Genomic DNA, 8342 nt, shown 5'->3' on the forward strand with positions numbered 1-8342 from the left:
GGCCACCACCATTGCCGGCCTCGTTATCCACGAGACGCAATCGATCCCCGAGGAGAAACAGGCTTTTACGTTCCACGGCAAGCGCTTTATCGTCATGAAACGCGACAAGAACCGGATCGCAAGGCTGAGGATCAGGCCAGCCGGCGACACCTGATACGCGCAGGGAGGCCGGAGCACGTCATCCCGCGACCTGGCTGGTCGAGCGTTCGTGGATCGTCGCGCCGGTCTCGGCATCCATGGCCGCCAGGCTGACTTCATAACCCCAAAGCCTGCGGATGTGACGAAGCGTGGCGTCGCGGCTGGCATCCTCGAGAAGGATGCCGTCATTGACCTTGTGCTGCAGCCGCAAATGGCGGTCGCCGAGCAGATCGACATCCACCACCTGAATGTCCGGCCGGTTCGCGCCGAGATCATAACTGTTGGCGAGCGTGGCGCGTATCTTGGCGTAGCCGCGCTCGTCGTGGATGGACGCGACCAGACAATGCGGCTGGTCGGCAGCGTCGCCGAGTACAAAAAATCGCCATTTCCGGATCAAGGCCGGGCTGAGGTACTGGCGGATGAAGGATTCGTCGCGATGCTCGGCCCAGGCGTCCAGCAGCACCTCGCGCCAGTTGCCCTGGCCAGCGATGTCGGGGAACCAATCGCGGTCCTCAGCCGTGGGTCTGGTCGAAATGCGCTGAATGTCCTGCATCATGTCGAGGCCGAGAGCATAGGGGTTGATGCCTGAAAAACGCGGATCGTCGAACGCCGGCTGAAAGACCACGTTGGAATGATTGCGCAGGATTTCGAGCATGGCGCCTTCGCTGATCTGGCCGCGGTCGAACAGCATGTTCATCAGCGTATAGTGCACGAACGTGGCGCAGCCCTCGTTCATCACCTGTGTTTGCCGTTGCGGGTAAAAATATTGCGCGATGACCCGAACGATCCTGATGATCTCACGCTGCCAGGGCTCCAGGACCGGGCTGTTCTTTTCGAGGAAATAAAGCAGATTTTCCTCAGGCAGGTTGAGCGATTTCTTCCGCTCCGGGTCCTGGCCCTTGTCGTTGGCCGCTTGCTGCGAAGGCGGCAGCGTACGCCACAAGTCGTTGTAGGAGCGCTCCTCGTATTCGAGACGCTCGCGAACTCCTTCGCGTTGCCGTTCCGACGACAGCCTCGGCGGCCGGTGATAGCGAAACACGCCCTGATCCATCAGCGCGTGAGCGGAATCGAGAACAGCCTCGACGGCGGCGAGGCCGTGCCGCTCCTCGCAACGGACTATGTAGCCCTTGGCGAAGTCCAGGTAGCCGAGGATCGCACCTGCATCCGTCCATTGCCTGAACAACTGATTGTTCTTGAAGAAATGATTGTGCCCGAGCGCTGCATGGGCCGTCACCAAGGCCTGCAGGGCCATGGTGTTTTCCTCCATCAGATAGACGATGCAGGGATTGGAATTGATGACCAGTTCATAGGCAAGCCCGCGCCCGCCCTTGCGATAGAGCAGATCCTGGTGGAGGAAATGTTTGCCGAAAGACCAGTGACGGTACATCAATGGCATGCCAATGGACGAATAGGCGTCGAGCATCTGTTGCGAGGAGATGATCTCCATCTGAACGGGATAGGTGTCCAGATGAAGCTCTTCGACCGCAAGTGCCTCGATCGCGTCATAGGCCCGCGACAATGTTTTGAAATCCCAGTCGGACCCTGAAAAAAGCAGGCTGGATTTGCTGGCTTGTCTGACCATCGGGAACCCTCATGCCCGCTTGAGGGAGACCGGCTGCCTGCCGAAAAGCTGGCGAAAGACCGGGTAGATATCGGCGGGCGTAGCGATGCGGCTCATCTGGAAGTTCGGCCATTTCTGGTCGATGGCGTTATAGGCACGCCACAGCGATGTCCCGTTTTCGGTCGAGCCGAAAATATGGGCTTCACGCTCGTCGATGATCTCGACATAGGCAAAATACTGGCACAGCCGCATGAGCTCGCCGTTGAGAAGCGAAATGCATCGCTCTGAATCGCCGGCGAAATTGTCGCCGTCCGAGGCCTGGGCGGCATAGATATTCCAGTCGTGGGCCGGGTAGCGGCTCGCGATAATACGGTGCATTTCCTCCAGCGCGGTGGAAACGACGGTGCCGCCGCTTTGGGTGTTGTAGAAAAATGTTTCTTCGTCGACCTCCTGAGCCAGGTGCGTATGGCGGATGAAGACAATCTCGATGCGGTCGTAGCGTCGTTTCAAGAACAGGTGCAGCAAGACGAAGAAGCGCTTGGCCAGATCCTTCTCGCGCTCGCCCATGGACCCGGACACGTCCATCAGACAGAACATGACGGCATTGGCGTTCGGCACCGGCCGGGAATCGAAGCGGTTGAAGCGGATGTCGACCGGATCGACATAGGCAATGCGTCGGCGGCGTCGTTCCAGCCGGTCAAGCTCTTCGCGCAATGCCGCGATACGCTGGCGCGCGTCGGCGCTGGATGGCGCCTCCTCGAGCGAGGCGATTTCCTCGAGGATCGCATCCAGTTCGACCTGCTTGGGGCGCCTCAGCGCAATGCGGCGGCCGTGGCTGTTGCGCATCGTGCGGCCGACATTGATGTTGGTCGGCGAACCGGTGGCGGCGAAGCCCGCCCTGCGCGGCTTGAAGGCAAGGATCTCCTTGAGGTTGAGCTTGACCATGTCGGGGAGTTCGAGATCCTCGAAGAAAAGATCGAGCACTTCCTCGCGCGACAGTACGAAACGAAAGTCGTCCTCGGATGCCTTGTTTCCCGGGGACGACGCTCCCCCGCCGCCTCCGCCGGGCTTGGGGATCAGGTCTCCAGCGGAGAAATGCCTGTTGCCCGGCAAGATGTGCTGGCGCCTGCCACTGTCGCGGGCGTTGCTGAAGCTCGGCTCGCTTGTGCCTCTTTCGGGCATGCGCACGGCGTGCTCGGAATCCGCGTCGGCGATCCTGCCGGTGCGGATCTGGTCGCGTATGCTCCGTTTCAATTCCTCGCGCGCGCGTCGCAGGAAGCGCTGGCGATTGCCGAGGCTCTTGTCTTTCGGGTTCAGGCGGCGGTCGATGAAGATCGGCATGGAACCATCCGGGTTCTCTAACCCGCCCTGTTCACCCGCATGTACCAGTCCACAAGGCGACGAACCTGCCGCTCGGTGTAGCCGCGCTCGACCATCCGCTGCACGAATTCATTGTGCCGCTTTTCCGTGACGCTGTCCTGCTTGGAGCCGAAACTAATCACCGGCAGGAGGTCCTCGACCTGGCCGAACATGCGTTTCTCGATGACTTCCCGCAGCTTTTCGTAACTTGTCCACGCCGGGTTGCGGCCATGGTTTCTTGCACGGGCGCGCAGCGTGAATTTCACCACCTCATTGCGGAAGTCCTTGGGATTGGCGATGCCGGCCGGTTTTTCGACCTGTGAAAGCTCGTTGTCCAAAACCTCGCGGTTGAGGATCTGGCCGGTGTCAGGATCCTTGTAGTCCTGGTCTTCGATCCAGGCGTCGGCATAGGCGATGTAGCGGTCGAAAAGATTTTGGCCGTACTCGCTGTACGATTCCAGATAGGCCTTCTGGATCTCATGGCCGATGAACTCGGCATACCGCGCGGCCAGCTCGGACTTGATGAACTCCAGATAGGCGGCTTCCGTCTCCTTCGGAAACTGTTCGCGCTTGATCGCCTCCTCCAGGATGTACATGAGGTGCACGGGGTCGGCGGCCACCTCTTCGGTGTCGTAGTTGAAGGTCTGCGACAGGATCTTGAAGGCAAAGCGCGTGCTGACGCCGGCCATGCCCTCGTCGACGCCGGCGGCGTCCCGATATTCCTGAACCGACTTTGCCTTGGGGTCGACCTCCTTGAGGTTCTCGCCATCATAGGCGCGCATCTTGGTGTAGAGCGGCGAATTGTCGTGCTCGGCCAAACGGGTCGAGACGGTAAACCGGCTGAGGATGTCCAGCACCTCTGGAGCGCAAGGACTGGCGGCCAATTCGCTCTCCCGCAGCAGTTTCTCGTAGATCTGCCGCTCTTCGGTTATCCGAAGGCAATACGGCACCTTGACCACGAGGATGCGATCAAGAAAAGCCTCATTGTTCTTGTTGTTCTTGAACTGCAGCCATTCCGACTCGTTGGAATGGGCCACGATGATTCCCTGGTAGGGAAAGGCGCCGAAATTTTCGGTGCCGTTGTAGCTGCCTTCCTGGGTGGCGGTCAGCAGCGGATGCAGGACCTTGATAGGCGCCTTGAACATTTCGACGAATTCAAGCAGGCCCTGGGTAGTCCGGTTCAGTCCGCCGCTATAGGAATAGGCGTCCGGATCGGATTGGCTGAAGTTTTCCAATTGCCGGATGTCCACCTTGCCGACCAGGGCCGAAACGTCCTGATTGTTCTCGTCGCCGGGCTCGGTCTTGGCGATGCCGATCTGGCGCAGTCGCGACGGCATCAGCTTGACGACGCTGAACTTGGAAATGTCGCCGGAAAGTTCGTCGAGGCGCTTGGCTGCCCATGGCGAAATGAGCCCATTCAACCGGCGTCGGGCAATGCCGTATTTGTCCTCCAGCAGGTCGCCCATGCGATCAGGATGGAAAAGACCAAGCGGCGATTCGAAAACCGGGCTGACCTGATTACCGACCTTCAGCGTGTAGATCGGGCGCTGTTCCATCAATTTCTTCAGACGCTCGGCAAGGGAGGATTTGCCACCGCCCACGGGGCCGAGCAAATAGAGGATTTGCTTGCGCTCCTCGAGCCCCTGCGACGCATAGCGAAAATAGCCGGCGATGCGCTCGATCGTATCCTCCATGCCATAGAAATCGGCAAAGGAAGGGTACACTTTCAGGGTCCGGTTGGAGAAAATGCGGCCGAGCCGCTCATCCTTGCTGGTGTCGACCAGGTTCGGCTCGCCGATCGCCTCGACCATCCGTTCAGGCGCCGAGGCATACATCGACTTGTCCTCGCGGCAGGCAAGGAGATATTGCTGGATGCTGATCTCTTCCTGCGCCGCGTTGGTGTAAATTTCCGAAAACAGATCGAAGACGTCAGACTGGTTCTCTCGCATGATGCTTTTGCCCTCGGAGCCGCTGTGGCTTCCATTCGGCTCACCTCGCATTCAACTGTCGGGGGGTACCGTTTGTTCCCTTCATGTGAAGAGGTGGCTGCGATCGTAAGATTTGAGGCCACTCCGAGATCAAGGCGCTCGGTGCGGAGCGGCATTCAGCGCGGGTAGCGGGTGTGTTGCGAATCCCTGACTGGACGGCTGGGGCCGCCACGTGCAGTCTTGCCTCGTCAGGAGACAGTGATGATCGATCGACGAAGCCTGATCATGGCCTCGGTGGCGGCGATGCTGCCGTTGGAAGCATCGGCCGCGTCGGAAACACGCCGACCCACGCCAAAGACCTTCGACTACGGGCCGGCCAAGCTCGACATCTATGCGCCCGATGGTGCAATGGGGCTGCCGGTCGTGTTTTTCGTTCATGGCGGCACCTGGCAGTTTGGCAAACGCAGTCAGGTCAACGCCAAACCGGCCTTCCTGCTCGCCAACGGCTTCTGCTTCGTCTCCATCGATTACCGCATGTTGCCGCAGGCCGATGTCGCCACCCAAGCCGGGGACGTCGAAAAGGCCTACGCCTACATCAGGGCCAACATCGCCCGGCATGGCGGCGATCCCAGCCGCGTCGTCGGCATGGGCCATTCGGCCGGCTGCCATCTGGTTGCGCTGACCGGCATGCGCGGCGGATTGCCGGGCATAGCCGCGCTCATCCTCGACGACACCAGGGCCTATGATCTTGCAGCACTTGCCAAGAAGGGCGGCATGGTCCGGGCCTATGCCCGCGTCTTTTCCGATCCCGCGCAATGGGCGGCACTGTCGCCGGCCAGCCATGTCGACGGCCGCAGGCACCCGCCGACGTTCATTGCCTATTCGCGCGCTCCTGGACGCGGAGAGGACTCCAGGGCCTTTGCCGAGCGCCTGCGCGCGACGGGCACCCAGGTCACGCTGTTCGATGGCAGCGCCTATACGCATCTGTCGATCAATCGCGATTTCGGCGAGGACGGCGACGCGCTGACCGCAGCCGCGCTGGAATTCCTGAAATCGGTGGTTGGCTGATCCTTACGGCACTGGATCAGATCAAAAGTGGCGGCGGGATATTGCTGTGCGGGCGCGCCCGGGTGCAAGTGCTCTTCGATCGTGAGCGGGAGGAAATTGCATGAACGGCGCCGATGTCCTGTGTGACGTGCTTCTGGCCAATGATGTGACGGTCTGCTTCGCCAATCCCGGCACCTCCGAAATGCACTTCGTTGCAGCGCTTGACCGCAAGCCGAAAATGCGTTGCGTGCTCGGCCTGTTCGAAGGCGTGGTGACTGGTGCCGCCGATGGCTATGCGCGGATGACCGATCGGCCGGCCGCGACGCTGCTTCACACAGGTCCCGGCCTGGCCAACGGGCTCGCCAACATGCACAATGCCCGGCGCGCCTTCAGCCCGATGATCAACATCGTCGGCGACCACGCCTCTTACCATCTGCCGCTCGATGCCCCGCTCACCAGCGATATCGAAAGCCTTGCGGCGCCGATGTCCAACTGGGTCGGCCGCGTCAAGGGCCCGGCCGATGTCGTGCCGGCAGCTGAAGCGGCCTTTCGCGCCTCGCTGACACCACCCGGCGTCGCGACGATGATCCTGCCGGCGGATGCCGCCTGGGGCGAAGTCGACGCGGTTTCGGTCGGCAAGGTGAAGCTGGTGCCAGCGCCGGCCGTCGATATGGACGCCGTGCGCAAGGTCGCCGCAGCGATCCGTACCGCTCCGGGCCGGGCAGGCATGATCGTTCGCGGAAAGGCCGCACGCGCCGATGCGCTCGCCATCGCCGGGCAGATTTCGACGGGCAGCGATGTCCGCCTGTTCGGCGAGGTTCTGATCGCACGGATGCAACGCGGGCGCGGGCGTGTCGTGCCGACCCGCATTCCCTATCCGGTCGACGCGGCGATGGCTGTGCTCAGGGATGTCGATGTTCTGATCCTGGTCGGCGCGAAGGAGCCGGTTGCCTTCTTCGCCTATCCGGGGAAACCGGGACGGCTCGTGCGGGAAGGTTGCGAGGTGCTGACACTGGCCGCCCATGGCGACGATCTGCATGCGGCGCTGGAGGCGCTTCGCGACGAACTTGGCATCAAGCCGTCACAACAACAGGTGCTCGCGGCCGCTTTTCCCGACGAGGCAACGCCGAACGGCAAGCTGACGGAAGATGCCATCGCGCTGTCGGTGGCGCGCAAACTGCCGGCCGATGCGATCGTTTGCGATGAAGCGGTCACCTCGGCCAGGCGTTTCTTCGCGCTGTCGGCCTTTGCAGCGCCGCACGACTACATGATGGGCACGGGCGGATCGATCGGCGGCGGCATCCCGATGGCGACCGGGGCGGCAATCGCCTGTCCGGACCGCAAGGTGATCAATCTCGAAGCCGACGGCAGCGGCATGTACACGGTACAGGGATTGTGGACGCAGGCGCGGGAAAAGCTCGACGTGGTGACGATCGTGTTTTCCAACCGAACCTATGCAATCCTGCATGGCGAGATGAAGAATGTCGGCGTGGGCGCGATCGGCGAGAACGCCAGGCGCATGCTCGACCTCGACCATCCCTCGCTCGACTGGGTGTCGCTGGCCAAAGGCATGGGCGTGGAGGCGGCTCGCGCCGATACATGCGAGCGCTTCGAGGCGCTGCTGGACAGCGCGCTGTCACGGCGCGGGCCGTTCCTCATCGAAGCGGTGCTCTGAGCGCGGCGAAAAACGATCGGCGGAACCGAGCTACCAGCGGGTCTTTTCGCCGGGAGCCGCCGGTTCGATCGCCAGCGCGTGCACGCCGGCCTTCAATTCGTCGGCAAGCAGTTCATTGACGGCGCGGTGACGGTCGATGCGGCTCATGCCGGCAAAGGCGGAAGCGACGACGCGGACGCGAAAATGCGTCTCGCCGGTGCCGTCATAAGTGCCGTGATGGTCGGAGCCGTGATGGTGGTGGCCGGCATGGAGATGGCTCTCGTTGATGATAACCAGCCTGTCCGGCGAAAATGCCTTGTTGAGCTTGTCTTCCATGGTCGCCTGTATGGACATCGCCATCTCCCTTCACCACATATCGCTGGCGTCTCGGCCTGGAAACCGAAAATCGGTTTCGCGAGGGGCCGCCGCCGCGCAACAAAATCCGCCATTCGCCTGCTTTATGCCGCGATTCAGCGGTTAGGGCGATGATCGCGAAAATGTCAATTCTTGTTTCGCATCTGCGAACGCCCCATAAATGGGTAAGATGAAGCCGTACCCCAAATATTTCGAGAAGATTCGCGTCCGCCCCGACAAGGACGCGGAGCTGAAGTCGCACTCGCCGATCTGCCAGTGGGACGGCTGCAAGGAAGCGGGC

Annotated in this window: 7 protein-coding genes and 1 pseudogene; 4 read left to right on the plus strand and 4 right to left on the minus strand. The window is 61.4% G+C overall.

Features of this window, described 5'->3' with window-relative positions; genetic code table 11:
* Positions 1-154 (plus strand): transporter associated domain-containing protein (locus EOC06_RS42805; RefSeq protein WP_281062090.1); only part of this gene is annotated, 154 nt, incomplete at its 5' end.
* Positions 155-178: 24 nt separating this feature from the next.
* On the opposite strand, the gene EOC06_RS18220 is transcribed toward EOC06_RS42805, so the two are convergent.
* From EOC06_RS18220 to EOC06_RS18230, 3 genes are read right to left on the minus strand one after another with little or no spacing between them, the layout of a single operon-like run.
* The gene (locus EOC06_RS18220) at positions 179-1720 is read right to left on the minus strand and encodes a SpoVR family protein (protein WP_128308427.1); all 1542 of its coding nucleotides are present in this window, start codon (positions 1718-1720) and stop codon (positions 179-181) included.
* A 9-nt stretch (positions 1721-1729) separates the two neighbouring features.
* Positions 1730-3040 carry a YeaH/YhbH family protein gene (locus EOC06_RS18225; RefSeq protein ID WP_128308428.1) on the minus strand — a complete coding sequence of 437 codons (1311 nt, stop codon included), beginning with the start codon at positions 3038-3040 and terminating at the stop codon, positions 1730-1732.
* 17 nt (positions 3041-3057) lie between these two features.
* Complete coding sequence (locus tag EOC06_RS18230; RefSeq protein ID WP_013529362.1) at positions 3058-5007, minus strand: PrkA family serine protein kinase; 1950 nt, start codon at positions 5005-5007, stop codon at positions 3058-3060.
* A gap of 240 nt (positions 5008-5247) precedes the next feature.
* On the opposite strand from EOC06_RS18230, the gene EOC06_RS18235 reads away from it, so the two are divergent.
* Positions 5248-6054 (plus strand): alpha/beta hydrolase, encoded by an 807-nt coding sequence (locus tag EOC06_RS18235; protein ID WP_128308429.1) that lies wholly within the window; start codon positions 5248-5250, stop codon positions 6052-6054.
* Positions 6055-6154: 100 nt separating this feature from the next.
* Positions 6155-7708 carry an acetolactate synthase large subunit gene (locus tag EOC06_RS18240; RefSeq protein ID WP_128308430.1) on the plus strand — a complete coding sequence of 518 codons (1554 nt, stop codon included), beginning with the start codon at positions 6155-6157 and terminating at the stop codon, positions 7706-7708.
* 30 nt (positions 7709-7738) lie between these two features.
* On the opposite strand, the gene EOC06_RS18245 is transcribed toward EOC06_RS18240, so the two are convergent.
* Positions 7739-8041 carry a BolA family transcriptional regulator gene (locus EOC06_RS18245; protein ID WP_013529365.1) on the minus strand — a complete coding sequence of 101 codons (303 nt, stop codon included), beginning with the start codon at positions 8039-8041 and terminating at the stop codon, positions 7739-7741.
* A 181-nt stretch (positions 8042-8222) separates the two neighbouring features.
* On the opposite strand from EOC06_RS18245, the pseudogene EOC06_RS42810 reads away from it, so the two are divergent.
* Positions 8223-8342: pseudogene (locus EOC06_RS42810) on the plus strand (molecular chaperone DnaJ); the annotation flags it as partial.

The organism is Mesorhizobium sp. M7A.F.Ca.MR.362.00.0.0, from assembly GCF_004023175.1.
Lineage (GTDB): Bacteria > Pseudomonadota > Alphaproteobacteria > Rhizobiales > Rhizobiaceae > Mesorhizobium.